The organism is Limosilactobacillus sp. DJ3M12, assembly GCF_947381695.1.
Taxonomy (GTDB): domain Bacteria; phylum Bacillota; class Bacilli; order Lactobacillales; family Lactobacillaceae; genus Limosilactobacillus; species Limosilactobacillus kinnaridis.
In genome coordinates, this window is record NZ_CANCWY010000008.1 from 24,758 (window position 1) to 51,084 (window position 26,327).

A 26,327-nucleotide genomic window follows, 5' to 3' on the forward strand; every position below is an offset into this window, starting at 1 on the left:
TTTGCTCCTTCGTTATAGGCAATAGATGGGGAGTGGTAGCTTGCTAGGGCAAATAATTCAGTATTTTCAAACAAATAGCGGCCAATATTGGCAATATGTTGGTCAGCATATAATTCTGACTGTTGTAACGCTAGTGATTTCAATGATCATTGCATTGCCATTAGGATATATTGGTTCGCGAATAAAACCAGTTGCTCAATTTTGTGTGATGTTTGCGCAATTGTTACGAATCATTCCTAGTTTGGCATTGCTGTTTCTATTAATTCCATTTATTGGAACGGGGGTTGTCCCTGCGTTAATTGCTTTAATTGTTTTAGCGCTTCCGCCGTTGCTAATCAATACAATTCTCGGTTTTAATGAAGTGAGTCCACTATATAAGGAAGTTGGGATAGCCCTAGGGATGGATCAGCGCCGATTACGTCGGCAAATAGAAATTCCCCTGGCGTTGCCCTATATTTTAAACGGAATAAAACTAGCATTGGTTGAGATAATTGCTAGTGCAACCTTAGCTACTTATATTGGTGCTGGTGGATTGGGGACCCTAATATTTACTGGCTTAGGCTTATACGATATGAGTTATGTAGTGATTGGCGCAGTAAGCGTTGCTATTTTATCCTTGCTGGCAATGATTAGCTTTGATTTTTTAATTAGAAAGGTACAAAAGCATGACAGAACCAATTATTCAATTTAAGCATGTTGAGAAGCGTTTTAACGATCAAACAGTGATTCCTGATCTCAATTTTACAGTCAACAAGGGCGAATTTATAACGATTCTTGGCTCATCTGGTTCGGGAAAAACTACTACCTTGAAAATGATTAATGGGTTGATAGCGCCAAGTGCTGGTGAAATCTTAATTGATGGACAAAAGCTTCGAGAACTCGATCTAGTAAAATTGCGCCGGCACATGGGATATGTTGTCCAACAGATCGGGTTATTTCCTCATATGACGATTGGACAAAATATTGCAGTTGTGCCCAAAATGCTGCATTGGGATAAGGAAGAGATTAATAATCGTGTTAAAGAATTACTAAGTCTTGTTCAACTAAATCCCGCTGAATATATGAACCGCTATCCTCAACAATTATCTGGTGGGCAACAACAACGCGTAGGAGTGGCAAGAGCTTTAGCGACTAATCCACCGTATGTATTATTTGATGAACCCTTTGGCGCGCTGGATGCCTTAACAAGAATGGAATTGCAACGAGAAGTAAAAAAGATTCATGAATCGTTGGCAGAAAAGACTTTTATGTTTGTAACCCATGATATTAATGAAGCCTTATTTTTAGGTCAACGAGTGATGATCATGCATGAAGGACGCATCGTTCAATTTGCTACGCCAGAAGAAATTGTTCGCCATCCAGCAACGGAATTTGTTGAGCAGCTTTTAGGGACGATTCGCCAAAATCAAGATTTGTGGAGGCAACAATATGATTGAGTATTGGAATGAGAATTGGCCGATAATGCTTGATGATGTCCAGCAACATGCAACGATGGTTCTTTCTTCATTAGCAATTGCCTTAGTGATTGCGGTTGTAATAATCTTATTATTCTTACGGCGTGAAAAATGGCTTAATAGTTTGATCTATTTCTTTTCACTCTTATATTCAATTCCAAGTTTTGCCTTTTTTGCCTTACTCTTACCGATTTCTGGATTAGGAATGAAGACTGCAATTATTGTTTTAACGATCTACTCTGAATATGTTTTATTACGTTCCTTTATTACGGGAATCCGTGGCGTTGATCCACAATTAATCGAAGTTGGTGTGGGGATGGGGATGACATCTCGACAGGTTTTTCGCCAAATTCAATTGCCACTAGCATTACCGGCAATTTTTAGTGGAATCCAAGTGGCCCTAGCTTCGACAATGGCAATGGCAACTATTGCGGCAACGATTAATGCCGGTGGCCTGGGTCAATTATTGTTTGAAGGACTGCAGGGGCAACAGGTAGTGCCGATTTTGTGGGGAACAGTCTTAACAATGGCTTTGACATTAATTTGTGCAGGAATCGTTCAATTGATCTCGTGGATATTGTTGCATCGGTGGAAAGGAGTATTAAATAACTGAGCAGGAAATTAGTAGTATTCACTGAGAATTCGTATAATCAAAATAGGTAACGAAAACGAGGAGGATGCTGAATGGATAAAAATGAATTAAAGAAATTAACGCCAATGCAATATGCTGTAACTCAAATGGGGGTTACGGAAAAACCATATAGTGGTAAATATGATCGATTTGATGAACCGGGTATTTATGTTGACGTTGTTAGTGGGGAACCATTATTCTCATCATTAGATAAATACGATGCAGGATGTGGTTGGCCAGCATTTACTAAACCGATTAAGAAGCGTGTTCTTACAGAAAAGCGCGATCAATCATTTGGGATGGAACGAACCGAGGTAAGAAGTAAGGAAGCTGATTCGCATCTCGGGCATGTCTTTACTGATGGTCCAACTGATCGCGGAGGATTGCGTTACTGCATTAATTCAGCCGCTTTGCAGTTTATCCCAGTTGATAAATTGCAAGAAAAAGGCTACGGAGAATATCTAAGTTTGTTTGATAAATAGCTAAAAATCGAGAATGAACTGAGAGAAAACAAAAGTTTTCTCTCAGCCTCATTCTCGATTTTGGTTTTAAATTATTCTAACATTGCATCATAACATGGATAGGATGCGACTGGTAATTTAGTTGTGATCGGAATATATAGGCAAGGTTTAGTACCAAAGAATAAAAAAGTGATAAATGCAGAAACGATTGAAGAAGTTAAAGCAGGAATCAAAATTCGAGAATTAAAATTATGGGTCATTTCTTCTAATAAAAACATTGTTCCTGCTAAAGGTGCACTAAAAGCCGCAGATAATCCGGCCGCAACGCCACACTCCATCAATAAATATTTATCTTTGTCCGTAAAGTGAAAGAATTTTTCGTTAAAGCAGGCTCCGATACAGGCACCAATTTGGATACTTGGTCCTTCACGCCCTAAGAAAAGTCCTGGACAGATAGTAAGCAAACTAGCAACGAATTTTCGCTATAATACTGGCTACCAATGAATACGATGCTTTCCTAACAAAACAGCTTTTAATTGGGTAACGCCAGAACGAACAACATCTGTTTCATAAGGCTTAACGATTTTTCCGATTAACCATGCAACGATAAATGTTCCTAATATATATGGAATTAATAGCCAAGGATGTTTACCCATAAAAGGATAAATAATTGTCAGTAAAGTAAGGGTCCGGTCGATAATCCAGCGAAAAACCCCGATTACCAGACCAGTTACTATCCCAATAGCAATACTAACGCCAAGGTAACGAGAAACAATGGAGGTGAATGGTTTTCCTAAAATGTCCCGTGCCCGTTTGTGATATAAAGTATTTTCGCCTTTCATAAATACTGCCTTCAATAAGGTATTTTCCCTATATTAGCATAAAAAGAGAGTGAACAATAACAGTCTACAAGAGATAAGTATTGTTCACTCTGCTTTTACTATGAACTTTTTAATTTAATCTGTGTTGGTGTTTACCACCCACAAATAAACTTATAATTGAAGCTACTAAAATTGCGGAAAAACTTACAACAGCGATTACGTTACTTAATAATGACATCATGGTAAACACCCTTTCTTAATAAATCTTGTTATCGCTTTCATCAACTATATTATAGCATTAGTTGACCAAGATTGATTAAAAAAGACCTTTTATTTTACTAATTAGGGTTGTTATTTCAGCAACTGCCTACTCTTTAAAAAAGTCACGAATAATTTGTTTATAAGCTTTAATTGTAGCAACGTAACTCGAAATAGTTGTATATTCATCAGTTTGATGAGCAACGTTCCAATCGTCACATCCTAAAATTACAACTGGAAGGTCGGGACGATTTAATGTAAATACACTTGCGTCAGTTGCACCATTGATAATATCAAGCTTGATGTCATTTGGATAGTTTCGCTGGGCAGCATTGAGGGCAATTTGGACAAAATCGTTATTAGGTTCTGTCGCAATTGGATAAAAATCTTGAATAATTTTTAGCTCTAGTTGGAAAGGAGTTGTGTGGTTAATATATTCAAGCGCATCATTTAATCGATCTGCGACTTTAACATTATTAAATGATGCCGTAGGGCGGATATTTCCTTGCAAACTAGCACTGTCGGGGATGGTATTAACTTGAGATCCACCATCGATAACTGTAATACTATGTTGGACTTTTCCAAGGTATTGATCATCTTTGGTGTTATCAAAAAGGTGTTTTTCTTCTTCGATAAACTTTAACAGCCCTTCAATTGCATTAATACCATTTTGCGGGTGAGAACTATGACAAGATTTTCCATAACTGGTAACGCGGTAATTCATACTCCCCGAGTGAGCAAAAATAACCTTCCCACCGGTTGGTTCGCCGACTACTAATGCGTCAAGGTCATCGGCAACTCCTTGCTTTTGTAAACGATAAGCTCCAGGAGTACCAAGTTCTTCTCCAGCGGTAGCAATAAATCTAACAGTTCCTGATGGCAGTTGCCCAGCTTCTTTTAATTCGATTAATACAATAGCCTGGGCAGCCAGACCGCTCTTCATGTCAGCAGCTCCACGACCAAAAATATAATCACCACTAATTTCACCGCCAAAGGGATCATGTTGCCAGCGGTCTGGATTAGGTACTGCCACAGTGTCTTGGTGTCCAGTGAGCCCAAGGATTTTTTTACTTTCCCCAGTCCCAATTTCCGCAATCAAGTTTGCACGGCGATCACCAAATTCATCAACTTTTGAATCGATTCCGTGATTTGCTAAAAGTTTTTGTAAGTAGCGTGCTACTTCAACTTCATTTCCATTAACAGAATGGATTTTTATTAAATCCTGCAGTACTTTGACTTTTTCACTGACTTCCATAATGATCCCTCCTATATGTTAGCGATCTTGGTGGTTAAGCTTCTTGGCTAAAATATCGCCAACTACTTGAATGATTAAAACAAATAAAAGAACAAGAATCGTGGCGACAAGGGTTACGTCGTTGTTAAAACGGTCGTAACCATATGAAATAGCGGTATTACCTAAACCACCAGCACCAATTGCACCAGCCATTGCAGTAAGGCTAACTAAACTAATTAGTGTAACGGTGGAGACACGGACAAGTTCAGAACGAGCTTCGCGGAGGTAAACGTCAATAATGATATCCCAGTTAGTAGCCCCAATAGCTTGGGCAGCTTCAATTTTACCGTGGTCAACACTTTCAAGCGCAACTTGAACTTGGCGAGCATAGAAAGCAAATACACCTAATGAAAGCGGCACTAATGCGGCGGTTGTTCCAATCTGTGTTCCAACAATCAATTGGGTGAAGGGGGCAATGAAGGCCAACAAAATGATAAATGGAATTGCCCGGAAAACAGATACGACTTTATCAACGATACTAAAAACAATTCGATTTTCTAAAATTCCACCGGGCTCAGTAACCACAAGCGCAACTCCGAAGATTAATCCTAAAATTCCACCGAAAATAGCAGGCCAGAAAGTCATGTAGATAGTTTGGACGATTGAAGTACCCCAACCATTGTCACCACCCCAGCCAAGTTGAATTACATTTGGTATAAGATTATTCATTCCAAATCCTCCGATCATCAATCTTTGTGACAGTAACATCATTTTCTTTTAAGAAATCAATAGCTTGTTGACGCTTATCAGCATCGCCCTTGATAACTACAAACAGGGTACCGACTGGTGAACCAGCCAAGACTTCAATGTTTCCATAAAGCATACTTGCTTCAACTTGCAGCTTCTTATATAACCCGATAATGATTGATTTAGTCACGTTATTTGCATCGTAGACTAATTGCAGCAACTCTTCATCATCATCAAGGTGACCAAGATCAAATGCTTTAAGGGTATCGACTGCGGCTAAGGATCCTCCCACAAATTGCCGGGTTAAGTCTTGTTGTGGTTGGAGGAACACTTTCTGTAAGGTACCACGCTCAATGATTTGTCCATATTCCATGACAGCAATCTTATTCGCTACCCGTTTAACAGCGTCCATTTCATGGGTAATAAGGACAATCGTTAAATCCAATTTATCATTGAGCCGTTTAAGAAGATCCAAAATCTGGTTTGTATTTTGGGGATCGAGGGCAGAAGTAGCTTCGTCAGAGATTAAAATTTCAGGATCGTTAGCTAATGCCCGGGCAATGGAAACTCGTTGTTGTTCACCACCGGATAATTGAACAGGGTAGAATTCAGCTTTATCCTTTAAGCCAACTAAGTCTAAAAGTTCAAGTGCCTTCTTCTCTTTTGCGTCATCGTCTAAATCAGTATGTTTAAGAGCGAAAAGAACATTTTCAATTACTGAAGTTTCATTTAGTAAATTGAAGTGTTGAAAAATCATGCCAATTTTTCGCCGCTTTTCTTGTAATTCTTTATTGCTAATTTGCTGTTGGTGGTCTTTGAAAAAGACAGTACCATTAACTGTTACTGATCCAGCAGAGGGAAGTTGGAGGAGGTTAATGGTTCGAACTAATGTTGATTTACCAGCTCCAGAATAACCAACAATCCCATAAATATCGCCTTTTTCTACTTTTAAAGTAACATCCTTAACGGCGTGAACAACCTGTTTTCGTTGCTTAAAAGTTACGCTAATGTTATCTAAGTCAATGATCGGGTTCGCCATATTAATCCTCCTTTATTTATTGAAGTTGAGGTCCCAAGCAGGAATTTCTGCAGTTCCGTATAGTTTCTTAATTTCTCGTTTTGTTTTTTCGGTTTGATAAGCACGTACAACATCTTTGTAAATCTTGTTGTTTTTTTCGCTGTCTTTAACAGCAATGATGTTGACCCATTGTTTTGAATCCTTGTTAACTGGTTCAACGAAAATTGCACTCTTGTAATTAAGACCAGCAGCTTGTGCATAGTTAGTATTAACAACTGCAGCATCAACGTTATCTAACGACCGTGCTGTTTGATCAGCGGCTAATTCTTTAATCTTAAGATCGCGTGGGTTCTTAGAAATTGAACTTACGGTTGCGAGCTTTGTGCCCTTCTTTAGGTCAATCAAACCAGCATTCTTTAATGCGAATAATGCCCGTGATTCGTTTGAAGCATCATTTGGTACTGCGATCGTTCCACCATTAGGAATTTCCTTTACACTCTTGTATTGCTTGGAGTATAACCGGATTGGAGTAATAAATGTATCGCCTAAAGAAACAAGATCAGTTTTATGGGCTTTATTCCAAGTTTGTAAGAATAACTTGTGTTGGAAGGCGTTTAAGTCAACATCGCCATTTTCCAAAGCCTTGTTTGGTTGGTTGTAATCAGTGAATCGTTTGAATTTTAAAGTAACATTGTACTTATCTTTAGCGGTTTTGCTTACTGAATTCCAAATTTCATCATCTTGTTTTGAACCAGCCATAATCCCGACAGTAACAGTCCGTTTTGCTTGTTGTTGCGGACGGATAAAACTAAAGTATCCGGCAATAACAACGATAAGTGCAACTACTGACCAAATAATGATATTTCTTCTTTTCTTTCTCTTCATAGTAAAAACTCCCTTTCAATCAATTAAATATTTTCGTTGGTTAATTAAAACGTTAACTTGCTAGTAAATAAAAAAGCACTCGTCCCTTTATTCAAAGGACGAGTGCTCGCGTTACCACCTTTATTTGCTGAATCTTCACAGACCCAGCCTCAGTAGGTTACTCTAATAAAACAATTAGAATTACCTAGCACTAATAACGTGTGCTAACCCGTTATCGACTAACAATCATCGATACCATTCCAAGCCCATCTTCAATAGTTACGCTTGCTTCTTCACACCACCCAGAAGCTCTCTTGTAAGCCTCGCTACTTACTCTGCTTTTCGATATGTTTTAACGTTCAATTAATTATTATGTGTTCCATTATAATGATTCTCTAATTTTTGTCAACGCATTTTTTAATTTAAATTTTGTTTTATTTGGGTCATCAATCGTTTTTTATTTTGCCTATCTATAGTAATTAAAAAATAATTATGCTAAGATTAAAAAATAATTAAAAAGAAATTGAAAGGGGTCATAGTAATGACACGAAAAGTTGGAGTTATCGGAATGGGTAATGTGGGGTCAACAGTTGCCCACTATATTGTGGCAATGGGTTTTGCAGATGACCTAGTTCTGATCGACAAAAACGAAGCAAAGGTTAAGGCAGATGCACTTGATTTTGCAGATGCGATGGCTAATTTGCCTTTCCATACCAATATTACTGTTAATGATTATAGTGCGTTGAAGGATGCGGATGTAATTGTATCCGCGTTAGGAAATATCAAACTTCAAGATAATCCTAATGCTGATCGTTTTGCGGAACTTCCATTTACCCGCCAAGAAGTAAAAGAGGTTGCACAAAAGATTAAGGAAAGTGGCTTTAACGGTAAGATTGTGGCTATTACTAACCCGGTTGATGTTATTACCTCGCTCTACCAAAAAATAACTGGTCTTCCGAAGAACCATGTATTAGGAACAGGGACCCTGCTTGACTCTGCACGAATGAAGCGGGCAGTAGCTGAACGGCTTAATTTAGATCCGCGTTCTGTAGATGGTTATAATCTTGGAGAGCATGGTAATTCACAATTTACAGCATGGTCCACTGTTCGCGTTCTTGGCCGTCCTTTAACTGAATTAGCAGATAAGCGTGGATTAGACTTAGAAGAGCTTGATAAGGAAGCTAAGATGGGTGGCTGGACTGTCTTTCAAGGGAAAAAGTATACTAATTATGGGGTTGCAACGGCAGCTGTTAAGCTTGTCAATGCAATTTTATCCGATTCATTAACTGAATTACCGGTATCGAACTTCCGTGAAGAATACGGAGTCTACTTGTCTTACCCAGCGGTTGTTGGTCGTGATGGAGTTGTAGAGCAAGCACAACTTGACTTGACAGAAGAAGAACTGCAAAAGCTGCAAACATCAGCCGATTTCATTAAGGAAAAATATCAAGAAAGTTTGCAAGCAAAAGATTAAGGAAAATTTAAATAAAGAAAATAGACTAGCATAAAAAAATTATGCATGGTAGAGTTGCTTCTATACTTAACAAATAAAAGTGGCGTCATCAGATAAATTTGGTGGCACCACTTTTATTCTGTAAAAATATAGAAAGGAAATATATCATGACAAAAGAAGTAAAGCGTATAATCTTTGTAGTTCTTTTTTGTGAGTTTTTGATTTGTCTCGGAATGAGTCTTATCTTCCCAGTTGAACCATTCATTAAAAATGAATACCACTTTACTGCCTTTGACATGGGAGTGATGTCTTCCCTATTTGCGTTTGTGCAATTTATTGCTTCACCCATTGTTGGTCGGATTTCAGATAAAGTTGGACGAAAGCCAATGTTAGTATGGGGATTGCTAATATTTGCGATTGCTGAATTTGTTTTTGCCTTAGCACAGCATTTATGGTTATTTGACTTATCGCGGGCGGTAGATGGATTATCAGCAGCTATGTTTGTGCCAACATCAATGGCATTAGCGGCAGACATTACTAGTGAAAAAGACCGCGCCAAAGTTATTGGTTGGCTATCAGCGGCTTTTAGTGGAGGATTGATTTTAGGACCGGGCCTTGGTGGAATGTTAGCGCATGTAAATTATAAATTCCCATTTTGGGTTGCTGGTATTCTAGGCTTGATTAGTACGGTTGTTGCTTGGCGCTTTTTACCTCATGATGAGGATGAACTATTTAAGAGTGAAACTAAAAATCCTGAAAATGAACTATTGACTGGTGGTTGGAATCAGTTGAAACAAATTATGACCCCAATACTAATCACGCTCTTTGGAATGATCTTTGTAGCTTCATTTGGGTTAGCAGGTTTTGAAAGTATTTATAGTTTGTATGTCAATGAAGTTCATAATTTTGACTTAAACGCAATTGCGCTTGTTTTAACTCTCAATGGGATTATTTCGCTTATTTTGCAAGTCTTTTTCTTTGATCGGCTAGTTCGCTGGCTGGGAGAAGTTCGCCTAATGCGATATAGCTTTTTCCTTAGTTTAGTTGGAACGATCATGGTAATTTATGATCACAATCATTGGCATATCATTATTGCAACCTTGTTTGTTTTTGAAGCATTCGATATGTTACGCCCAACAATTACTACATTATTAACTAAGATGAGCAAGACAAACCAAGGATTATTAAACGGGGTAAATATGTCATTAACGAGTGTGGGAAATGTTATTGGGCCTCTTATTAGTGGCTATTTATTAGATGTCAATTATCAATACCCATATTGGTTCGTATCGATATTCCTAATTATTTCCTGGGTAATAACACTTGTTTTAGGACGGGAAAGAAAAGCAGCTGCTAACGATTAAATATTTAACTTTATTAAGAAAATAGCGAGGAATTAGGAAAAATAAAATTTTTCTAATTTCTCGCTATTGTTGTATTTATGCTTAATTTTGTTGTGCCTGTTGCAATGCATCCTTGGTTGCTTCTTTAATCGCACGACTTGTTGCACTGGCTCCAGTAATACCATCAACGTCTGCACTATTAGCTGCAATAATTTTGCCGGGAAGTTCATCTAAAGCCCATTTGCCCATTTCAGATTCGTGGTGTTTGATTACTTGTAAATCTTGAATCTTGTCATCTTGGTAGGTTAATAAGACTTTTAATTCACCACCATAAGCACTAAAGCCATTTCCAATATATTGGGTTCTTTCTATTTCTCTCATTTTATTATCCATTTAAATTACATTATTTTGTCCTGTTACGCAGAGTGATAATAGCGGGCAAGTCTGACATTTAGGATTTCTTGCCGTACAGACATACCTACCCCAAAAAATCATACTATGATGAGCATCTAACCAGTGTTCAGGGGGAATAGTTTTCATTAATTTCTTTTCAATTGCAAGAACGGATGCTTTGGGCTCAACTATTCTGAGACGGCGGGCAACCCGACTAACATGGGTATCAACTGGAAAAGCAGGAATATTAAAGCATTCTGCGAGGACCACATCAGCAACTTTCCTTCCGACTCCAGATAAGGTCATTAATTCTTTGAGGGTGTGGGGAACCTCCCCGTTAAAGTCAGTAACAATTTGTTGAGAAGTTTTGACTAAGAATTTAGCTTTATTTCGATAAAGCCCTAATCTTTTGATATAAGGCTCAACTTCTGCGGGTTCAACCCCTGCTAAATCTGCTGGCAACGGAAAACGAGCGAATAGTGCTGGCGTTACTTCATTGACAGATTGATCTGTTGACTGTGCACTCAAGATTGTAGCCAAAAGAAAGTGGTAGTTTGTGTCAGCGATCAAAGTTGTTCCTGCTTCGGGAAATGTTTGCCGCATGACCTTGATTGAGTAGCGAATTTCATCTGGTGGTAACATATAAAATCACTCTTTTCAAATATGATTATAACTATTTTAACCCGAATGATTAAAATAGCGAAGGGTAATAATCTCATTTTATACTCATTAAATTATTATTTGTAAAATTGAGGGTTAGCAATATGACATCAATTTATGTTAAAGAAAAAATGTTTAATAAAGATATAATTGTAGAAATCGCTTTCTTTGATTAATTTAAATAAACGATTGACCTAGGGAAGGCGCCTTGGTAAAATGTATTAAAGATTTTCTTATAATTATAATCAAAATTTAATTATTCAGAAAAGGAGGATAATTATGAGTTTTTGGAAAACAATTACACGTAAAGAAGACCCGCGTGTTTATGATAATAAAGACGGTCATTTAGTTCGATCTTTGAAGGTGCGGGACTTTTTAGCTTTAGGTGTTGGAACGATTGTGTCCACTTCCGTTTTCACTCTTCCTGGTGAAGTGGCCGCAATGCATACTGGACCTTCAGTAGTTATCTCTTTTTTAATTGCTGCGATCGTGGCCGGGTTAGTTGCCTTCGCCTATGCAGAAATGGCTGCTGCAATGCCGTTTGCTGGTTCAGCCTATTCATGGATTAACGTCGTGTTTGGAGAATTTTTTGGTTGGGTCGCTGGTTGGGCACTATTAGCTGAATACTTTGTTGCTTTGGCCTTTGTTGGATCTGGTCTCTCTGCTAACTTCCGGGCATTATTTGTTCCGCTTGGCTGGAAGCTGCCTGCTTCATTATCAAATGCTTTTGGTACAGAAGGCGGAGTTGTTGATATTGTTTCAGTTGTTGTAATTATTTTAGTAGCCCTCTTAATTTCACGCGGGGTATCACAAGCTGCTCGTGTTGAAAATCTTCTTGTTATTCTTAAAGTTTTTGCAATTTTACTTTTTATTGTTGTTGGTTTAACCGCTATAAAAGCAAGCAATTTTATGCCATTTATTCCACAATACCATGAAACAGCTAATGGTGCATTTGGTGGTTGGCAAGGTATATATGCCGGGGTATCGATGATTTTCCTTTCCTATATCGGATTTGACTCAATTGCTGCTAATTCAGCGGAAGCAATCAATCCACAAAAAACGATGCCACGTGGAATCCTTGGTTCCTTAGTAATCGCGGTTGTTCTTTTTATAGCAGTTAGTCTTGTACTGATTGGGGTATTACCATATCAACAATACGCTAACAGTGCTGAACCAGTTGGGCTTGCATTACGTGCAGCTCATCATAGTGGTGTAGCAACTGTTGTTCAAACAATTGCTGTTCTAGGAATGTTTACCGCCTTGATTGGGATGAGTATGGCTAGTTCGCGGTTGATTTACTCATTTGGTCGTGATGGAATGCTGCCAAAATGGCTTGGAAAACTTGATAAACATAATCGACCAAATCGTGCACTTTGGACACTTACAATTGGTGTTGTTTTGATCGGTGCTTTCTTCCCATTCGCCTTTCTTTCCCAATTGGTCTCAACCGGTACGTTGATCGCCTTTATGTTTGTTTCACTTGGTATTTATGCATTACGTCGTCGTGAAGGAAAAGATATTCCAAATCCTTCATTTAAGATGCCATTCTATCCAGTATTACCAGCTCTTGGTTTTCTTGCTTCATTACTTGTGTTTATGGGATTAGATTACCAGGCAAAACTTTACGCTGGTATCTGGTTTGTCTTTGGCTTAATTATTTACTTTGCTTATGGAATGCGTCACTCGTCAATGGTAAAGAAAGAAGATGGACAAAATGTTAAAAACGAAACTGAAGCAGGAGAAAACGAATAGAGATGTTTTATTAGAAGAAAAAAATGCATTTGCAACTGCTGCCCGGATTAAGTACTACGATATTGTATTAGATCATGGACGGGGGGCAATGGTTACTGATATTGAAGGAAATGATTATATCGATTTGCTTGCCAGTGCTAGTTCGACTAATACTGGTCATGCGCATCCGCGAGTAGTGCAAGCTATTCAAGAACAAGCAGCTAAAATGATTCAGTATACTCCAGCGTACTTTGCTAATTCACAAGCAGCGCGGTTGGCACCTCGATTAGCAGAATTAGCGCCGATAAGCGGGCCAGTTGAAATGGTATGGGGTAATTCTGGTTCGGATGCTAATGACGCAATTATCAAATTTGCGCGAGCATATACTGGACGCCAATATATTATTTCCTTTACGGGGGCCTATCATGGTTCAACTTACGGTTCAATGAGCTTGTCAGGTGTTTCATTAAATATGACACGAAAAATGGGTCCAATGCTACCAGGCGTAGTAAAAGTACCATTCCCGAGTCCCTGGGAACGATTAACTAATGAAAGTGACGAGGCGTTTGTTGAGCGGATGTTTCATCAATTTATGCTGCCTTTTGAAACTTATTTGCCAGTTGATGAAGTTGCTGCAATTCTTATTGAACCAATTCAAGGTGATGGGGGAATTGTTAAGACTCCTCCTGCTTATATGCAAAGGGTATACGAATTTGCTAAAGCTAATGGAATTCTCTTTGCCATTGATGAAGTTAATCAAGGGATGGGACGGACTGGTAAATGGTGGTCGATCCAGCATTTTGGGATTGAACCAGATTTAATGTCTGTTGGTAAGTCCTTAGCTTCGGGAATGCCGCTTAGTGCAATGATTGGTCGTAAGGAGGTTCTGGAATCATTAGGTGCGCCAGCCAATGTTTACACTACAGCTGGTAACCCAATTACGGCTGCAGCAGCGAACGCGACCTTAGATGTTATTCAAAATGAGCATCTTTTAGAACGTTCACAACGCCTTGGCAAAAAAGCAGCTGAATTTTTTAAGCTTGAACAGCAAAAATATCCTTTTGTGGGTGATGTTCGAATGTATGGACTTGATGGTGGTATTGATATCATTGATCCAGTTACGGGAAAAGGTGATACAGAAGCAACAACCAAGCTAATGTACCGCATCTTTGAATTAGGAGCAATTATCATTAGTTTACGGGGGAGTATTCTTCGTTTCCAACCACCATTAGTTATTACAGAAAAAGAATTAGATCAAGCTTTTGCGATGATTGATCAAGCATTCGCGGAATTAGCCGCTGGTAAATTAGCAGCTCCCGCAAATGCAGAAGAGTTAGGTTGGTAACTCTTGCAATTTAAGACCATCTTCGGGTATACTTTAAGCGCCATCTTAGCTCAGCTAGGTAGAGCACATCCATGGTAAGGATGAGGTCGGCGGTTCGAACCCGCTAGATGGCTTAAAATGAACTAAGAAAAGAGATTTAGAAAAACGATTCGTTTTTCTAAATCTCTTTTCTTCTTTATAAGAATATGACCTTGCTAGTAATATAATTAGGATTGAAATTACGGCTATGTTAAAATCAAAATTATATAGCATTAGCTTAATTGATAAATTGGAGGAAAAGAAATGGAATTTATTGCAGTGTTGGCGGGGTTATTGCTTGCAACCCAGATCGTAGCACACTTATGTCGTCGCGTTGAGATTCCAGAAGTGATTGGACAAATCCTAGTTGGAATCATTGCAGGACCCGCTGTTTTAGATTGGGTTCATTTAAATTCAATGATGAATGAATTTCAGGAAATTGGGGTTATTATCTTGATGTTCATCGCAGGATTGGAAAGCGACCTATCCTTACTAAGAAAATACTTGAAGCCCGCTGTTGTTGTGGCGCTTTTGGGGGTAATTGTTCCCATTGTAATTATGGGACCAGTAAGTTATATGTTTGGCTTTACTAAGCTTGAATCACTTTTTATCGGGGTTATTTTTGCGACAACATCTGTTAGTATTTCAGTTGCAGTATTGCGTGAATTTAATCGCCTAGATAGCCGAGAGGGGGCAACAGTGCTTGGAGCAGCGGTTGCCGATGATATTATTGGTGTTATCTTGTTAAGTGTGATGATTAGTGTAATCAATGGAAGCAGCAATAGTGGCCACGGCAATGGTCAGCCTTTAGGAATTGTCCTCTTGATGCAGTTAGTGTTCTTTGGTGGAACTTACCTATTAATTCGTTGGTTAGCACCTTACCTGATTCATATGAGTGATCGCCTATTAACAGTTGCTTCAACGTCGGTAATGGCGATGATTATCTGTTTAGGCATGGCCGCAATTGCTGATTATGTTGGCTTGAGTGGGGCTGTTGGCTCCTTCTTCGCCGGAATTGCTGTGGCTAACACCAAGCATAAAGAAGTTGTTGACCGGAGTTTTATTCCAATTGGATATGCAATGTTTATTCCGCTATTCTTTGTCAGTGTAGGCTTGAACATGCGCTTTGATAATATTGGTGAATCGTTTGTCTTTGTTATTGTAATGACAATCCTTGCATGCTTAACAAAACTGCTTGGATGTGGAGCGGGTGCTAAGCTATCTGGCTTTAGCATGCCAAGTTCTTATATTGTCGGTAGTGGGATGGTTGCCCGTGGTGAAATGGGATTAATTACAGCCCAGATTGGTTATGAAGCACATCTTCTTTCGCCAATGTATTATTCAGATGTAATTACCGTGATTATTATCGCAACTGTATTAGCGCCATTTATTTTAAAGAATGCATTGAAACGATCAGCCAACGAACTTGAGTAAAGGGGGCTTTTGATGGAAAATCATGAACGAGAAACGGAGCAAGCGCGGGTTGATAATGTTGAAAAACAAATTGACCAACAGATAGCTGCTACCACTAAAGCTGTTGAAGATGCTCATCGTGAAACACGGGCAGTTGAACGTAATTATAGTGAAAATGCATCTATTAATCGTTATGAAGTTGATGATATTGCTGAATCTCGGTCAATGATTGAACAGCAGCGACAATTGGTTTCACGAGCAGCGGAAAGTGAATCAATTCTAAAGCACCAGTTAAGAACTTTGAAAAACTTAAAAGGGTCACCGTATTTTGGCCGGATTGATATTCAAGATCCTGGTGAAGATAAGAGTGAAACGCTATACATTGGTACTTCTTCTTTAATGAATGAAGATAAAACAGACTTTTTAATTTATGACTGGCGGGCACCGATTTCTGGGGTTTACTATAATGGTACCCTTGGGAAAGTCAATTATGAAACGCCAGCTGGGATGCAAACCACAGAATTAAAAAAGAAACGCCAATTCACTATTAAGGATGGTAAGATCACTAACATGTTTGATACCAATGAAACGGTTGGTGATGAAGTTTTGCAAGCAGCTCTTGGAAAGCAAAATGACCAGTATATGCATAATATTGTGGCAACAATTCAAAAAGAGCAAAATGATATTATCCGTGATACGCGTAGTGATCTTTTGCTAGTACAAGGAGTGGCTGGTTCAGGAAAGACTTCAGCGATCCTTCAGCGAATTGCATACTTGCTTTATCATAGTCGAACAGAATTGAATGCGGATCAGATTGTCCTCTTTAGTCCCAATAATTTATTTAGCCACTACATTTCTGAAGTTTTGCCAAGTCTTGGTGAAAGAAATATGCGGCAAGTAACATTAGAAGGGTTTATCCGGCGGCGTTTTGAAGGCTTGCAAGTAGAAACATTATTTGATCGCTATGAAGAGCGGCAAAAACCTGAAAATGTTTCTCATGTTGTTGCTGACTTTATTGAAAGTGAATCTTTTATGACGTCAATTGCACATTATGTCGAGAAAATGACAATTGAGGATTTGCAGTTTGCTGATATTCGTTTTAATGGTCAAGTTTTCTTTTCAGCTGACCACGTCAAAGATCTTTATAAAGAATTACCATTGACGATGGCTCCTGCTGATAAGTTAGTTCAATTGAAAAATAAGTTAATTCGTGAATTACAGCGGCGAGTTAAAGATGAAGCTAAAAAAGATTGGGTAGCTAAAGAACTGGATTCACTTGATTTACAACAATTGCACAATCTTTGTGGTAAGAAGTCAATTGATGACTTTAAGGATGAAGATGAGCAATATGTTTACCTTTCGCGGCGCTTAGCTAAACGACGCTTACGTGTGATTGCAGATGCGATCTATAATAATTACTTTCTCGATTTTTATAATCAATATAATAAGTTTTTGCATCAAGTTGAGGTACCTAAGACAATTAGTCAGCGGGAATGGGCAACAATGATTCTTGCTTTTCAAGATGAGATTGAATGCCATCGGCTGGAATTAATGCATGCGGCACCTTTGATGTATCTGCGTGATTTGATTTCCGGTACAGGACAAAATCGTTCTTTTCAATATGTATTTATTGATGAGATGCAAGATTATTCAACAGCGATGTTAATCTACTTAAAACACGCCTTTCCCCAAGCTAAGTTTACGGTCCTCGGTGATAGTGAACAGGCTCTTTTTAAGCCATTGCAGTTACCGGAAGAGTTATTAAACAAACTTAGTGGGGTATTAAAGGCTAAGCGGCCTAATTTAATTGCTTTACGGCGAAGTTATCGTTCCACGACGGAGATTACTAATTTTGCGAAGGCCTTGTTGCCGGATGGAGATAAGATAATTTCTTTCACTCGCCATGGAAAGAAACCACGCTTGTTAGTCCGTTATTCTGATAAAGAGAGTCAGCAAAGCTTGTTAGATGAGACACTTAAACTAGCTAACAAACATGAAACTGTAGCGATCTTAACCAAGAATCAAGAGCAAGCCGCTGTTATTTATCAATTACTTCGCCGGCAAAAGGTTGAAAATATTCATCTCTTAGATAAGGATGCAAGTGAATTGCCAAAGGGGATCTTAATTCTCCCAATTTACTTAGCAAAAGGACTCGAATTCGATGCTGTCCTTGCTGCGGATGTCTCTGCTAAAAACCTAGCTAATACTGATGAAGTCGGTATGATCTATACAATGGCATCACGGGCAATGCATGAACTGGTCCTTTTAAGCAATGGTTCAGTTAGCGACGCAATTAACGAGAAAGCTGGGCGTCTTTTAACGATTGAATATCAATTGCCAAATAAAAATTAAATTTTTCTATTGTCTAAAAACGTTTTCAAGAGATGGTGACTTGTGATAATCTAATGGGGTAGATATAGAAAAAGGAGATGCTTCGCCATGGTTAAAGACGAATACACACTTGTACTAGTAAAGCCTGATGGGGTAAAAACTCGTCATATTGGAGATATTATTACCCGTATTGAACGGAAAGGGTATAATATTGAAGCTCTTAAGATGATTAACCCATCAGAAGAAAAGCTTCGTCAGCATTATTTTGATAAAGTTGACAAACCATTCTTCCCTGAATTATTAGAATACATGACAGAAGGACCAGTTGTAGGAATTGTTGTTTCTGGTACTAATGTAATCCAAGCAATTCATAACATGGCAGGAGCTACTAACCCTGGTGAAGCTGAATGGGGAACAATTCGTGGTGACTATGGTCGTGAATGGCCTGATGGTAACTTGCGAAATATCATTCATACGTCTGATAACGTTAACAGTGCCACTCGTGAAATTGGTATTTGGTTCCCAGAATTTGATATTAAAGATAAACAGTAGAAAATAAAAAGACTGAGAGAAAATTTTTCCTCTCAGTCTTTTTATTTTTCACTTGCCCTTTGTTGACGTTTAATCTTTCGTTGTACTGCTAAGGTATTACGCTCCCAGAAGACTCCATCAGTGTAGCCTTGGATGCTAGGATCATCTTTTATTTGATTAAGTCGGTACTGTCCCCATGCACAATATAGAAGACTTTGCTCGATTCCAAGATAACGGCGGTTAAGTTTAGCGGCAGTCACTAAACTCGAACCGGAACCAGCAAAAGGATCAAAAATGAAGTCATTAGGATTAGAACTGGCAAGGATGATTTTTGCCAGCAATTTCTCAGGCTTTTGCGTAGGGTGACCAGTATTTTCTGGCATTGACCAATACGGAATTGAAATGTCATCCCAAAAATTAGACGGCATTGTATCCCGAAAGTTACCATTTTTAGTAGCTTGCCAGTCTTTAGCTACCCCATCTTGACGATAAGGAGCTACCACCTGTCGTCGTTGCTTAACTTGGTCGACGTTAAAGGTGTAATCACTCGGGTTCGCGGTTAAGAACCAAATATCTTCCATCCCATTTTTCCAATTTTTCAGTGAACCCCGGCCCTTTTCTCGTTGCCAAGTAATCCGATTTTGAATTGTAAAATTTTTTTCGAGGATCGGCGCAAGTGCCATGCTGGTTGCCCAATCAGAAAAGACATAGATACTAGCATTTTCTTTTAATAATGGTTTTAAGAGGTCAATCCACTTTTGCGTGTAAGCTTGATATTGGCTTGTGGACATTTTTTTAAAGCTTAAACCATCATACTGTTTATTAAGGTTGTAAGGAGGGTCAATAAGGGCGAGATCAACCTGGTGTGGTGATAATTTAGTCATTACCTTGAAGGAATCCCCGTTGATAATCTTATTGGATATTGTCTGGAGATTATCAGTAGGCTGAATAATTTGGTTGAGGAGCTCAGGTGAAGCTTCCTCCAGCGTGAAATCGATTGTTTTATTTCTTTTTGAGCGCATATAGACCACTCCTGTTCGACGTTTAATATTATTATACTTGTCATATTCAGGATTGTCTTGCCTTTTTAGTAGGAGTTGGATTAAAATTAATTATATTAAGTAGCGCGAGCCTTAGCGAGGGGCGGTCGGTGAAAAGGTCCCCAAAGTGCGAAATGGTCACAACAAGATACACAATGAGCGGCAATAATGATTGCAATTTAGGTGGCACCGCGCGAAAAGCGTCCTATTTAGTTTATACGACTAAGTAGGGCGTTTTGTAATTTAGGAGGAATTTAAAATGGCAGAAGAAAAACACGTTATTTTAACTGGTGATCGACCAACTGGTAAGTTGCATATTGGACACTATGTAGGTTCGTTAAAGAATCGGGTTGAATTACAAAATACAGGTAAATATGACACATTTATCATGATTGCTGACCAACAAGCATTGACCGATAATGCCCGGGATCCGGAAAAAATCCGCCGTAGTCTTCATGAAGTTGCTCTGGATTATTTGGCGGTTGGAATTGATCCAAAGAAATCAACAATTTTGGTTCAATCACAAATTCCAGCATTGAGTGAATTAACGATGCACTACCTTAACTTAGTAACTGTTGCACGTTTACGCCGAAACCCAACTGTTAAGACTGAGATTAAGCAAAAGAAGTTTGGTGAAAGTGTGCCAGCTGGATTCTTTACTTACCCGGTAAGCCAAGCAGCAGATATTACAGCATTTAAGGCTGATACAGTGCCAGTTGGTGATGACCAAGAACCAATGCTTGAACAAACTCGTGAAATTGTGCGGACGTTCAACCGGATTTACCAACAAGATATTTTAGTTGAGCCTGAAGGGGTATTCCCACCAAAGGGTCAAGGACGGATTCCAGGGCTAGATGGTAATGCAAAGATGAGTAAGTCGCTTGGCAATGCAATTTATCTTTCTGATGATGCTGATACAGTGCAAAAGAAAGTAATGTCGATGTATACTGATCCAACACATATCAAGGTTAGTGATCCTGGTCACGTTGAAGGCAATACTGTCTTTACTTACCTTGACATCTTTGATCCAGACAAAGAGCAAGTTGCTAAATTGAAGGAGCAATACCAAGCTGGTGGCCTTGGGGATGTTAAGATTAAACGCTACTTAAATGAAGTTCTTGAAGCTGAACTTTCACCAATTCGCAAGCGGCGTGAAGAGTATGCAGCTAATATTGATTATGTTGATCAAGTTCTTAAAGAAGGCTCAGCACGGGCAAATGAGGTTGCAAACCAGACACTTAAAGAAGTTCGTGATGCAATCGGGATTAACTACTTTGGCTAAAAATATAAACTAAAAAAGCGAGGCTGCTAGGAAAATAAGTTTTTACCTGAGCCCCGTTTTTTTTCGTGTCTCCCATAGCAGAACATGGTAACATAAAAGAGATGTATTTATACGAAAAATAATTAATTAAAGCGGAGGTGAAAATGGTGGAAAACCTCGCGATTGTAGACCTCGGCTCAAACTCGGCCCGAATGGCAATAACAGAAATTGCTCCAGATGGACGATTTCGTGAAATTCGACGTGTAAAAGAAAATACACGTTTATCTGAGGGAATGGGACGAGAAAAAATGTTACAAGAGAGTGCAATTGAACGCACAATTGCGGCTCTAAAACGATTTAAAAAAATCTACCAAGAGATTCCCAATATTAAAGTTCGTGCGATCACAACTGCTGCAGTTCGGCAAGCACGAAATCGTCAAGAGTTTTTGAATCGTGTTCAACAAGAAGTCGGTATTCATCTACAAGTTTTATCTGGTAAAAAAGAAGCCTATTATGATTATCTAGGCGTTGTTCGGACATTGCGACTTAACCACTGTTTGATTCTAGATGTTGGTGGAGCAAGTTGTGAATTGATATTGGTGCAACAGCGAAAAGCACGTAATTTGATTTCTATTCCGGTGGGAGCTGTTAATTTATCAGAACAATACCACTTAAATGGCTATGTTCGTTCGGCTGACCTTTTTCGTGCTCAGGTAGCCATGAATGAACGATTGACCAAGATTCCGTGGTTACGATATGCAACGCGTGTTCCGATTGTTTTATTAGGTGGTGCTAACCGGACTTTGGCGCGTATGACTCAATCCTATCATCACCATCACCGCCGAAACGGTTCGATTCATGGGTATCAACTCTCCTCACGAGTAGTATTTGCGACTTACCGTGAATTATTAAATCGGAACTTGGCCCAGCGTAAACGGCTGACTGGTCTAGAACCGGAACGAGCAGATATTATTATTGGTGGAATGCTGCCTCTTGTAACCCTTTTGCAACGCAACAGTGATGGCCGGGTTATTTTTTCAGAGAGTGGTGTCCGCGAAGGAATCATCACTGAATATGTAAATCAAAGGAAGCGACATCATGACTGATTGGCAACACGGTTTTTATAAGTTATCTGCCGATGATCGACGTCAACAATTAGCAAAAGCTCGTCACCTATCCCCTATGGAAGAGCAAGTATTAGCAAATACAAGTTCAGATTTAGGGGATGAGTTAGTCGAAAATTATATTACTGATTATTCTTTACCTGAAGGAGTAGCCTTAAATATAACCGTAAATAATCGTCCGTATGTTGTACCAATGGTGGTTGAAGAACCATCAGTCATTGCCGCTGCTAGCAATGGTGCACACCGGGTAAGTAGGTCGGGAGGATTTACTGCTCCTCGGCAAGACCGACAATTAGTGGGGCAAGTTGTGTTAGATGATGTGATCGATAAAGCAGCAGTTAAAGCATGGTTATTAGAACACCAAGATGAGATTTTAACAATTGCTAACCAGGCTCATCCCTCAATGCAGGCACGAGGTGGGGGTGCGAAGTCGATGAAAGTTCGTACTCCTGGGAACTTTATTAGCATTGACCTGGGGATTGATGTTTGTCAGGCAATGGGCGCTAATAGTGTCAATACGATGGCAGAAGCGGTTGGAAAATGGTTAACAGACCAGGGCTTCCATGTTATTACCGCAATTTTAAGCAATCTTGCAACGCAGAGTCTGCAAACCGCTACTTGTAAAGTTGATTTTCGATACTTAGCAACTACGGAGATGGATGGTAAAGAGGTTGCTCAACGAATTACCCGCCTTAGTGACCTTGCGCAAGTTGATCCTTATCGGGCAGCTACCCATAATAAAGGAATAATGAACGGGATTGATGCGGTCATGATCGCCAGTGGAAATGACTGGCGGGCAATTGAAAGCGGGGCCCATGTCTATGCTGCTCGTGATGGGCAATATCGAGGATTAAGTACTTGGGAAATTCAGGACGACTACTTGGTAGGAAAAATTGTTCTTCCTTTACCAGTTGGTGTAATTGGTGGTTCAATTGGATTAAATAAGATAACAAAGATAAACTATCATATTAGTCAAATTAAAAGCGCCGAAGAGTTAGCAGCAGTAACAGCAAGTGTCGGATTAGCACAAAATTTGGCTGCTTTGCGGGCATTGACAACTACTGGGATTCAAGCTGGTCATATGAAACTCCAATATCGCTCATTAGCGGCAAGTGTCGGAGCTACGCCAGCAGAAGTACCGTTAGTGGTAGCTCAATTAAAGCAGCAATCACATGTTGACCAAGCACTTGCTAAAGAAATACTATCAACGATCAGAAAGGACCAAGTTAATGACTGAAGAGAGAATTACACTAAATAAAGAAAATCAAGCACTCCTTGATCAGGTTAACAGTCTATATCCTGAAGGTAGTGTCTTTGTCCAGTTTCATGGTGACAAGTCAGGATACGTTCGCCATGACCAAGCAACTCAACAAACTATTCCTGGTGCCTTGGTTATTATTGTGACTGACTTGACTGCCCCAAATTACACTGCTTCACATGAGTTATTGCACCTTTTGATGTTGCTAAAAGGGTTTCCACAAATCTTTTTCCAACTATCTCTTGGTGATAAGGAACTCGATGAACAGATGATGATTATGTCAACGGATTTGTATAACATTGCCATGCATCGAGTAGTGGTTGCAGAACAACGTAAGCATGGTTTTATTACCGATGAGATTGAAAAGCAGTATCTAAAGGGGATTGAATACACATTAACTCCGGAAAAAGAGGAAGATGATGAACGGACGTTACGGTTATTAACCCTTTTGGATGCCTTAGTCTTTTATGGTGATCACATTTCAAAGTATGAAAAAACTTTGGCAGAAAAGTACCCTCTCGCACTAGCTGCAGCAAAAAAGATGTATGCTGAGATTACAAAGAAGCCAATTAAGTCACCATTCGATATGCGCCGGTCAATTGTTAAGATTTATTCTTTGTTTGATCAACAAATGCAGGAATGGGGCTTACCAGCCTTACATAATAATGAATATACAACTCTCTCACCGGTATTAAGTGCCCGGCAATTACGTTTAGAGATGCGTCAAGTTTTTGAAATCTATCACTCTGATATGAAAGAACGGGGGACAGATAAGCGCGCCTATGTTGGTCTTCGGCGGAGTGATGGTCAAAATTCGTTTACTCTTCCGGCACCGGCTCAAAATGCGCCAGAAGAATTTAAGAAGATATATGATCAACCAGTGAAGGAATTTCTTGAACAGAATAGCATTCCATACATTGTAAGGAAGTGAGTTAGATGGATGCGACGATTCAAAAAACATTTGACGACGCAAAAAATATTGTCTTTCTAACGGGAGCTGGTATCTCAACTGCTTCTGGTATTCCTGATTTTAGGTCAGCAAACGGTTTATATACGCAAAATCGGAATGCCGAATATTATTTAAGTCACCGTTATTTTGCTAGTGATCCAGAAGGCTTTTACGAATTTTGCAAGCAGAATTTATATTTTCCAGATGCAAAACCTAACGTAATTCATCAAAAACAGGCAGCGTTGACGCAACAGGATCGCGCGACAGTTATAACGCAAAATATTGATAACTTATATGGAGAAGCTGGAACAAAACACTTAATTGATTTTCATGGGAACCTTTTCCACGTTTATTGTGAAAAGTGTCATGAAACAGTTCCGGTGAGTGAATATTTGAATAGTCGCTTGCATCAAAAGGATAATGGTCCCTTGCGTCCGGATATTGTGTTATATGATGAAGGAATTAAGCAAGAGGATATTGTCAATTCTGTCAAGGCAATGCAACAAGCTGATTTAGTTGTGATTGTGGGTACTTCGATGAAAGTATACCCATTTGCGGGCTTGCTAGATTACCGCAATCCAAATGCAAAGGTGATTGCTGTTAATCAGCAGTTATTGCAATTTCCTTTTGACTTTCAAATGGTTCAAGACGACGCAACAAAATTCTTTGACGAATTAAAAGTATAAAAAAGAAGCTGCAGTTGTCTGAGGACAATTTCCAGCTTCTTTTTGCTCCAGTAGTTATTCAAAGAAAACGACCTTCCCATCAACTTTGAATGGGAGTGCTACTAAATGAGAACCCTTCTTTTTAGTAGTAGCCTTTTCTTGATAAAAAATGTGACGAATACCTTTGTTCTTTAGTAGCATTTCTGATCGCTCCTTTCATATTGTTCACTTGTAAAATAACATGTTTTGAACGTTTTCCCTAGAGAAATAATGAAGTATGAGAAACGATTTCATTTTAATGGGTGAAAATGATGCATAATCCGTTCGCTTTTTACTACAAAAATGAATAAAAGCGATAAAAACAACGATTCAAGTCCTTGAAAAATGAATATAGATTTATTTTGTAGTGTATAAGAATTTGCTAAGTAATTTGATGAGGATTTTGGGGTACGAAAGAGAGGATTAAAGATGAAAATAACGATGGGGATGACAACTTGGACAGAGCATCCAGTACTCATTCATGATGAACAACGCCCAGTAAAGCTTGATGAGTATGCTCAACATTTTCCAGTGGTTGAGATTGATACTTTTTTCTACGCTTTACCTCAGATAGCAACAATTCAAAACTGGCTTGCTACTGTTCCACCAACTTTTCAGTTTATTGTTAAGGCTAACCAGAAAATGACATTGCATCAGCGAAATCAAGAACGTGGCGAATTAGAACAGGTCTTTCAACAATATCGCCGAACAATCTCCCCCTTGGTAGCTGCTGGTCAATTAAAGACGATATTATTTCAGTTTCCTCCATATTTTGATGCAACTGTGCGTGACTTTTCTTACTTACGATTAATTCGGAAATGGTTAGGAAACTTGCCAATTGCAGTCGAATTTCGTAATCAAACTTGGTATAAGAAAGAAATTTTACCGTCAGTCTTAAATTTCTGTCGTGAGCTCAATTTCACATTAGTGGCCGCTGATGAACCCCATAATACGCCGACGTCAGTACCATTTGTGCTTGCAGCAACTAATTCCGACTTAGCCATGCTGCGCCTTCATGGTCGTAATCGCAAAGGATGGGAAAATCAAGGAAAAGAATGGCGGAAAACGCGGACTTTATATCGATATTCGACGGAAGAACTCCAATTCTTTAAAAAACAAATTGAGTCCTTGCAGCCGCAACCTAAAGAACTCTGTGTTATCTTCAACAATAACTCAGCTAAAGATGCAGCACCCAATGCATTGAGTCTTCAAAAAATGATGAATATTGAATTCGAGGGATTGGCACCCAAATCACCAGAACAGCTTGATCTGTTTTAGGATGGAG

The 26,327-nt window shown here is 39.0% G+C and carries 26 protein-coding genes, 1 tRNA gene, 1 pseudogene and 1 other annotated feature; of the genes and pseudogenes, 18 read left to right on the forward strand and 10 right to left on the reverse strand.

Going from position 1 to position 26,327, the window contains the following annotated elements; genetic code table 11:
• Positions 1 to 25 precede the first annotated feature (25 nt).
• The 4 genes from QOS06_RS05765 to msrB all read left to right on the forward strand — a co-directional run bounded on the left by QOS06_RS05765 (position 26) and on the right by msrB (position 2,567).
• A complete protein-coding gene (locus tag QOS06_RS05765) occupies positions 26 to 691 on the forward strand; it encodes an ABC transporter permease (RefSeq protein ID WP_003671353.1) in 666 nt (221 codons plus the stop codon).
• Positions 666 to 1,436 carry an ABC transporter ATP-binding protein gene (locus tag QOS06_RS05770; RefSeq protein WP_283595641.1) on the forward strand — a complete coding sequence of 257 codons (771 nt, stop codon included), beginning with the start codon at positions 666 to 668 and terminating at the stop codon, positions 1,434 to 1,436. The genes QOS06_RS05765 and QOS06_RS05770 overlap by 26 nt, the downstream gene beginning before the upstream one ends.
• Positions 1,429 to 2,067 (forward strand): ABC transporter permease, encoded by a 639-nt coding sequence (locus QOS06_RS05775; RefSeq protein WP_003671349.1) that lies wholly within the window; start codon positions 1,429 to 1,431, stop codon positions 2,065 to 2,067. The genes QOS06_RS05770 and QOS06_RS05775 overlap by 8 nt, the downstream gene beginning before the upstream one ends.
• A 71-nt stretch (positions 2,068 to 2,138) precedes the next feature.
• Positions 2,139 to 2,567, forward strand: coding sequence for a peptide-methionine (R)-S-oxide reductase MsrB (gene msrB / locus QOS06_RS05780; RefSeq protein ID WP_003665495.1), 429 nt, complete (start codon positions 2,139 to 2,141; stop codon positions 2,565 to 2,567).
• Positions 2,568 to 2,638: 71 nt separating this feature from the next.
• On the opposite strand, the pseudogene QOS06_RS05785 reads toward msrB, so the two are convergent.
• The 6 genes and pseudogenes from QOS06_RS05785 to QOS06_RS05810 form a co-directional block, all read right to left on the reverse strand.
• Positions 2,639 to 3,013: pseudogene (locus QOS06_RS05785) on the reverse strand (chloride channel protein); the annotation flags it as partial.
• Positions 3,014 to 3,040: 27 nt separating this feature from the next.
• Complete coding sequence (locus QOS06_RS05790; RefSeq protein WP_225432477.1) at positions 3,041 to 3,388, reverse strand: voltage-gated chloride channel family protein; 348 nt, start codon at positions 3,386 to 3,388, stop codon at positions 3,041 to 3,043.
• A 346-nt stretch (positions 3,389 to 3,734) separates the two neighbouring features.
• Entirely contained in the window at positions 3,735 to 4,880 is a 1,146-nt protein-coding gene (locus QOS06_RS05795; RefSeq protein WP_229411560.1) for an ArgE/DapE family deacylase, read from the reverse strand.
• Between the two features lie 18 nt (positions 4,881 to 4,898).
• A complete protein-coding gene (locus QOS06_RS05800) occupies positions 4,899 to 5,606 on the reverse strand; it encodes a methionine ABC transporter permease (protein WP_003667163.1) in 708 nt (235 codons plus the stop codon).
• Positions 5,581 to 6,645 (reverse strand): methionine ABC transporter ATP-binding protein, encoded by a 1,065-nt coding sequence (locus QOS06_RS05805; protein WP_003671341.1) that lies wholly within the window; start codon positions 6,643 to 6,645, stop codon positions 5,581 to 5,583. The genes QOS06_RS05800 and QOS06_RS05805 overlap by 26 nt, the downstream gene beginning before the upstream one ends.
• A gap of 12 nt (positions 6,646 to 6,657) precedes the next feature.
• Complete coding sequence (locus QOS06_RS05810; RefSeq protein WP_003671339.1) at positions 6,658 to 7,509, reverse strand: MetQ/NlpA family ABC transporter substrate-binding protein; 852 nt, start codon at positions 7,507 to 7,509, stop codon at positions 6,658 to 6,660.
• Between the two features lie 91 nt (positions 7,510 to 7,600).
• Positions 7,601 to 7,843, reverse strand: a binding site (T-box leader).
• Positions 7,844 to 8,029: 186 nt separating this feature from the next.
• Between QOS06_RS05810 and QOS06_RS05815 the strand changes: the two genes are divergently transcribed.
• Complete coding sequence (locus tag QOS06_RS05815) at positions 8,030 to 8,962, forward strand: L-lactate dehydrogenase (RefSeq protein ID WP_078009265.1); 933 nt, start codon at positions 8,030 to 8,032, stop codon at positions 8,960 to 8,962.
• 146 nt (positions 8,963 to 9,108) lie between these two features.
• Positions 9,109 to 10,305 carry an MFS transporter gene (locus tag QOS06_RS05820; protein ID WP_078009264.1) on the forward strand — a complete coding sequence of 399 codons (1,197 nt, stop codon included), beginning with the start codon at positions 9,109 to 9,111 and terminating at the stop codon, positions 10,303 to 10,305.
• Positions 10,306 to 10,386: 81 nt separating this feature from the next.
• Here the strand turns inward: QOS06_RS05820 and QOS06_RS05825 are convergent, their stop codons facing one another.
• Together QOS06_RS05825 and nth are read right to left on the reverse strand one after the other, a co-directional pair.
• Positions 10,387 to 10,677 (reverse strand): FMN-binding protein, encoded by a 291-nt coding sequence (locus tag QOS06_RS05825; RefSeq protein WP_003671333.1) that lies wholly within the window; start codon positions 10,675 to 10,677, stop codon positions 10,387 to 10,389.
• Positions 10,678 to 11,319, reverse strand: coding sequence for an endonuclease III (nth, locus tag QOS06_RS05830; RefSeq protein WP_003671331.1), 642 nt, complete (start codon positions 11,317 to 11,319; stop codon positions 10,678 to 10,680).
• A 297-nt stretch (positions 11,320 to 11,616) separates the two neighbouring features.
• Here nth and QOS06_RS05835 point away from each other — a divergent pair, with 297 nt between their 5' ends.
• From QOS06_RS05835 to ndk, 6 genes are all read left to right on the forward strand, one after another.
• Positions 11,617 to 13,089: an APC family permease gene (locus QOS06_RS05835; RefSeq protein ID WP_283595645.1), complete on the forward strand. Its 1,473-nt coding sequence runs from the start codon at positions 11,617 to 11,619 to the stop codon at positions 13,087 to 13,089.
• Positions 13,052 to 14,413, forward strand: coding sequence for an aspartate aminotransferase family protein (locus QOS06_RS05840; protein WP_180374492.1), 1,362 nt, complete (start codon positions 13,052 to 13,054; stop codon positions 14,411 to 14,413). The genes QOS06_RS05835 and QOS06_RS05840 overlap by 38 nt, the downstream gene beginning before the upstream one ends.
• 39 nt (positions 14,414 to 14,452) lie before the next feature.
• Positions 14,453 to 14,526 (forward strand) — tRNA-Thr (locus QOS06_RS05845).
• A 169-nt stretch (positions 14,527 to 14,695) separates the two neighbouring features.
• Positions 14,696 to 15,865 (forward strand): cation:proton antiporter, encoded by a 1,170-nt coding sequence (locus tag QOS06_RS05850; protein ID WP_078009261.1) that lies wholly within the window; start codon positions 14,696 to 14,698, stop codon positions 15,863 to 15,865.
• A 12-nt stretch (positions 15,866 to 15,877) separates the two neighbouring features.
• Positions 15,878 to 18,196, forward strand: a complete 2,319-nt coding sequence (gene helD / locus QOS06_RS05855; protein WP_087214905.1) for an RNA polymerase recycling motor HelD — start codon at positions 15,878 to 15,880, stop codon at positions 18,194 to 18,196.
• A gap of 87 nt (positions 18,197 to 18,283) precedes the next feature.
• A complete protein-coding gene (ndk, locus tag QOS06_RS05860; protein ID WP_087214907.1) occupies positions 18,284 to 18,727 on the forward strand; it encodes a nucleoside-diphosphate kinase in 444 nt (147 codons plus the stop codon).
• A 41-nt stretch (positions 18,728 to 18,768) separates the two neighbouring features.
• On the opposite strand, the gene QOS06_RS05865 is transcribed toward ndk, so the two are convergent.
• On the reverse strand, positions 18,769 to 19,728 hold the full coding sequence (locus tag QOS06_RS05865) for a DNA-methyltransferase (RefSeq protein ID WP_003671323.1): 960 nt from the start codon (positions 19,726 to 19,728) through the stop codon (positions 18,769 to 18,771).
• A gap of 277 nt (positions 19,729 to 20,005) precedes the next feature.
• Between QOS06_RS05865 and trpS the strand changes: the two genes are divergently transcribed.
• From trpS to QOS06_RS05890, 5 genes are all read left to right on the forward strand, one after another.
• Positions 20,006 to 21,028, forward strand: coding sequence for a tryptophan--tRNA ligase (gene trpS / locus QOS06_RS05870; protein WP_003671322.1), 1,023 nt, complete (start codon positions 20,006 to 20,008; stop codon positions 21,026 to 21,028).
• 143 nt (positions 21,029 to 21,171) lie between these two features.
• The gene (locus QOS06_RS05875) at positions 21,172 to 22,113 is read left to right on the forward strand and encodes a Ppx/GppA family phosphatase (protein ID WP_085680112.1); all 942 of its coding nucleotides are present in this window, start codon (positions 21,172 to 21,174) and stop codon (positions 22,111 to 22,113) included.
• Positions 22,106 to 23,368 (forward strand): hydroxymethylglutaryl-CoA reductase, degradative, encoded by a 1,263-nt coding sequence (locus QOS06_RS05880; protein ID WP_085680109.1) that lies wholly within the window; start codon positions 22,106 to 22,108, stop codon positions 23,366 to 23,368. Before QOS06_RS05875 ends, QOS06_RS05880 begins: the two co-directional genes overlap by 8 nt.
• Positions 23,361 to 24,320 carry an IpaB/EvcA family protein gene (locus QOS06_RS05885; RefSeq protein WP_085680107.1) on the forward strand — a complete coding sequence of 320 codons (960 nt, stop codon included), beginning with the start codon at positions 23,361 to 23,363 and terminating at the stop codon, positions 24,318 to 24,320. Before QOS06_RS05880 ends, QOS06_RS05885 begins: the two co-directional genes overlap by 8 nt.
• A 5-nt stretch (positions 24,321 to 24,325) precedes the next feature.
• The gene (locus QOS06_RS05890; RefSeq protein WP_085680105.1) at positions 24,326 to 25,024 is read left to right on the forward strand and encodes an NAD-dependent protein deacylase; all 699 of its coding nucleotides are present in this window, start codon (positions 24,326 to 24,328) and stop codon (positions 25,022 to 25,024) included.
• 54 nt (positions 25,025 to 25,078) lie between these two features.
• Here the strand turns inward: QOS06_RS05890 and QOS06_RS05895 are convergent, their stop codons facing one another.
• A complete protein-coding gene (locus QOS06_RS05895) occupies positions 25,079 to 25,204 on the reverse strand; it encodes a hypothetical protein (protein WP_003671317.1) in 126 nt (41 codons plus the stop codon).
• A gap of 267 nt (positions 25,205 to 25,471) precedes the next feature.
• On the opposite strand from QOS06_RS05895, the gene QOS06_RS05900 reads away from it, so the two are divergent.
• Positions 25,472 to 26,320 (forward strand): DUF72 domain-containing protein, encoded by an 849-nt coding sequence (locus tag QOS06_RS05900; RefSeq protein WP_085680103.1) that lies wholly within the window; start codon positions 25,472 to 25,474, stop codon positions 26,318 to 26,320.
• Positions 26,321 to 26,327 lie beyond the last annotated feature (7 nt).

What these genes read in the sequence shown, in the direction of transcription:
- QOS06_RS05835 (WP_283595645.1), top strand. Translation starts at nt 11,617, where the DNA reads ATGAGTTTTTGGAAAACAATTACACGTAAAGAAGACCCGCGTGTTTAT.
- QOS06_RS05885 (WP_085680107.1), top strand. Translation starts at nt 23,361, where the DNA reads ATGACTGAAGAGAGAATTACACTAAATAAAGAAAATCAAGCACTCCTT.
- QOS06_RS05880 (WP_085680109.1), top strand. Translation starts at nt 22,106, where the DNA reads ATGACTGATTGGCAACACGGTTTTTATAAGTTATCTGCCGATGATCGA.
- QOS06_RS05900 (WP_085680103.1), top strand. Translation starts at nt 25,472, where the DNA reads ATGAAAATAACGATGGGGATGACAACTTGGACAGAGCATCCAGTACTC.
- QOS06_RS05815 (WP_078009265.1), top strand. Translation starts at nt 8,030, where the DNA reads ATGACACGAAAAGTTGGAGTTATCGGAATGGGTAATGTGGGGTCAACA.
- QOS06_RS05825 (WP_003671333.1), bottom strand. Translation starts at nt 10,677, where the DNA reads ATGGATAATAAAATGAGAGAAATAGAAAGAACCCAATATATTGGAAAT.
- QOS06_RS05820 (WP_078009264.1), top strand. Translation starts at nt 9,109, where the DNA reads ATGACAAAAGAAGTAAAGCGTATAATCTTTGTAGTTCTTTTTTGTGAG.
- trpS (WP_003671322.1), top strand. Translation starts at nt 20,006, where the DNA reads ATGGCAGAAGAAAAACACGTTATTTTAACTGGTGATCGACCAACTGGT.
- ndk (WP_087214907.1), top strand. Translation starts at nt 18,284, where the DNA reads ATGGTTAAAGACGAATACACACTTGTACTAGTAAAGCCTGATGGGGTA.
- QOS06_RS05770 (WP_283595641.1), top strand. Translation starts at nt 666, where the DNA reads ATGACAGAACCAATTATTCAATTTAAGCATGTTGAGAAGCGTTTTAAC.
- QOS06_RS05850 (WP_078009261.1), top strand. Translation starts at nt 14,696, where the DNA reads ATGGAATTTATTGCAGTGTTGGCGGGGTTATTGCTTGCAACCCAGATC.
- QOS06_RS05795 (WP_229411560.1), bottom strand. Translation starts at nt 4,880, where the DNA reads ATGGAAGTCAGTGAAAAAGTCAAAGTACTGCAGGATTTAATAAAAATC.
- helD (WP_087214905.1), top strand. Translation starts at nt 15,878, where the DNA reads ATGGAAAATCATGAACGAGAAACGGAGCAAGCGCGGGTTGATAATGTT.
- QOS06_RS05890 (WP_085680105.1), top strand. Translation starts at nt 24,326, where the DNA reads ATGGATGCGACGATTCAAAAAACATTTGACGACGCAAAAAATATTGTC.
- QOS06_RS05790 (WP_225432477.1), bottom strand. Translation starts at nt 3,388, where the DNA reads ATGAAAGGCGAAAATACTTTATATCACAAACGGGCACGGGACATTTTA.
- nth (WP_003671331.1), bottom strand. Translation starts at nt 11,319, where the DNA reads ATGTTACCACCAGATGAAATTCGCTACTCAATCAAGGTCATGCGGCAA.
- QOS06_RS05775 (WP_003671349.1), top strand. Translation starts at nt 1,429, where the DNA reads ATGATTGAGTATTGGAATGAGAATTGGCCGATAATGCTTGATGATGTC.
- QOS06_RS05875 (WP_085680112.1), top strand. Translation starts at nt 21,172, where the DNA reads ATGGTGGAAAACCTCGCGATTGTAGACCTCGGCTCAAACTCGGCCCGA.
- QOS06_RS05840 (WP_180374492.1), top strand. Translation starts at nt 13,052, where the DNA reads ATGTTAAAAACGAAACTGAAGCAGGAGAAAACGAATAGAGATGTTTTA.
- QOS06_RS05895 (WP_003671317.1), bottom strand. Translation starts at nt 25,204, where the DNA reads ATGCTACTAAAGAACAAAGGTATTCGTCACATTTTTTATCAAGAAAAG.
- QOS06_RS05800 (WP_003667163.1), bottom strand. Translation starts at nt 5,606, where the DNA reads ATGATCGGAGGATTTGGAATGAATAATCTTATACCAAATGTAATTCAA.
- QOS06_RS05865 (WP_003671323.1), bottom strand. Translation starts at nt 19,728, where the DNA reads ATGCGCTCAAAAAGAAATAAAACAATCGATTTCACGCTGGAGGAAGCT.
- QOS06_RS05765 (WP_003671353.1), top strand. Translation starts at nt 26, where the DNA reads ATGGGGAGTGGTAGCTTGCTAGGGCAAATAATTCAGTATTTTCAAACA.
- QOS06_RS05810 (WP_003671339.1), bottom strand. Translation starts at nt 7,509, where the DNA reads ATGAAGAGAAAGAAAAGAAGAAATATCATTATTTGGTCAGTAGTTGCA.
- QOS06_RS05805 (WP_003671341.1), bottom strand. Translation starts at nt 6,645, where the DNA reads ATGGCGAACCCGATCATTGACTTAGATAACATTAGCGTAACTTTTAAG.
- msrB (WP_003665495.1), top strand. Translation starts at nt 2,139, where the DNA reads ATGGATAAAAATGAATTAAAGAAATTAACGCCAATGCAATATGCTGTA.